Origin of the sequence: Streptomyces echinoruber (assembly GCF_014651135.1) — a bacterium.
Taxonomy (GTDB): Bacteria; Actinomycetota; Actinomycetes; order Streptomycetales; family Streptomycetaceae; genus Streptomyces; species Streptomyces echinoruber.
The window spans coordinates 1-1766 of record NZ_BMWH01000075.1; the positions used below are offsets into that span (position 1 = coordinate 1).

The 1766-nt window shown below is 72.8% G+C and carries 1 protein-coding gene and 1 pseudogene; one reads left to right on the plus strand and one right to left on the minus strand.

All coding sequences use genetic code 11. The features are described 5' to 3' along the window. Window positions 1–198 (minus strand): annotated as a pseudogene (locus IE225_RS32520) (methylmalonyl-CoA carboxyltransferase); the annotation flags it as partial. Between the two features lie 327 nt (window positions 199–525). Here IE225_RS32520 and IE225_RS32525 point away from each other — a divergent pair. Further along, window positions 526–1713: an alpha-hydroxy acid oxidase gene (locus IE225_RS32525; protein WP_190061269.1), complete on the plus strand. Its 1188-nt coding sequence runs from the start codon at window positions 526–528 to the stop codon at window positions 1711–1713. The last annotated feature ends 53 nt before the right edge of the window (window positions 1714–1766 follow it).

The following is a 1766-nucleotide window of genomic DNA, read 5'->3' on the forward strand; positions in this document are numbered from 1 at the left end:
CTCGATGCGCTCGCGCGCCGTCAGCTTGCCCTTGGCGTGCTGCGCCTGGGTCGCCTTCTCACCGGGACCCGCCACCGCCCGCGCACGGATCTCGTGCAGTTCGGCCACGCGCCCGCGTGCGTCGGCCGGCGGGGTCCCCTCCGGCGGGCCGGACGGCGCGGCAGCCTGCCGCCATGGTGTCGAGACGGTTGCCGACATCGGATACCTCCACCCCGTGGGCCTGCCGTGCCGTGGAACCGCTGCGCCGACCGCGCTCGTGTGCTCGGCCGCGGATACGTGCGCCACCCCACGGCATGTGTCGCGCAACTGGGGAAGCATCGCCGTTCGCGCTAACGCATCACTCAACCTTCGCTGAACGACTGTTCAGGGCGGTCGCGGCTGGTGTGGCGCTATCCCTCAAGTGAGGGGAGCGTTCCTAGAGCGAAGGCCGAGTATCCGTCGTCACTGTGGCTCCTGCCGCTGGAGGGCGCCGCCGGAGCGCGGGGTGCCCCGCGGCGTCCCCGTCCACGGTCTCAGGAGGCTCGTATGACGCCAGACCCTGTCCTCGGCGGTCCGATCGGCACGCTCACGGCCGCAGCGCGGGAGAGACTCCCCGCCGAGGTGTTCCACTACGCGGCGGGAGGGGCCGGGGACGAGGCCACCGTCCTGCGCAACGTACAGCACCTGGACGCTTTTCGGCTCGTCCCCCGGGTGATGCGCGACGTGTCCGTCATCGACACCTCCACCGAGGTGGTGGGCGGTTCGCTGGCGGCCCCGCTGCTGGTGGCCCCGATGGGCATGCAACGCCTGTACGACGAGGGTGCCGAGGCCGGCACGGCGCGGGCTGCCGCGGAACTCGGGATCGGCTTCTGCCTGTCGCTGTTCGCCAACTGCTCGCCGGAGCAGGTGGCGGGCGCCGCCCCGGGCCAGGTCCGCTGGCGGCAGATGTACCTCACCAAGGACCACCGGCTGAACGAGGAGCTGGTCCGTCAGGCGGGAGCCGCGGGTTTCGACGCGATCGTGTGCACCGTGGACCTGCCGGTCATGGCCGAGCGGTTCCGGGACGCGGGCAACACCTTCCAGACCTTCGACAACGAGGTGGCTCAGGCGTGGTCGCCCGCCCTGGTCCGGGAGCCGTTCTTCAAGGAACTGCTCGGCCTGTGGCGCGAGGAGCGGCCGGAGGCCACCGCCCAGCAGTTCATCGACCATGTGTTTCCGCACCCCGGATGCGGATGGGACGACCTGGAGCGCCTGATCGGGAGCTCACCGCTGCCGGTGATCGTCAAGGGCGTCCTGCACCCCGACGACGCGGCGCGGGCGGTCGGCGTCGGCGCGGCCGCGGTCGTGGTGTCCAACCACGGGGGCTCGCAGCACGACCGCAGCGTCGGGGCCATCGACGCCCTGCCGGCAGTGGCCGAGGCGGTCGACGGGGCGGTGCCCGTCTACTTCGACTCCGGCGTGCGCAGCGGTACCCACGCCGCCATCGCTCTCGCCCTCGGCGCGGACGCCGTGCTGGTGGGCCGACCGGTCCTGTGGGGCCTGGCCGTGCACGGCCCGGACGGCGTCCGGGCCATGCTGGAGCACATGACGAAGGGCCTGCGCGACACCATGGCGTTCGTCGGCGCGAGGACCGTCTCCGACCTGCGGAAGGCGACGGTCCGCTCCGAGCCCGGTCCGTCCGGTGCAGTCCGCCTCCGGGACGGCGACCGGCTCGCCGCACCCTCCGCGCGCTGAGCGGACCGGCCCGCTGTCCTGCCTCGGTCGGAACCCGAAGCGGGACCCGGTTG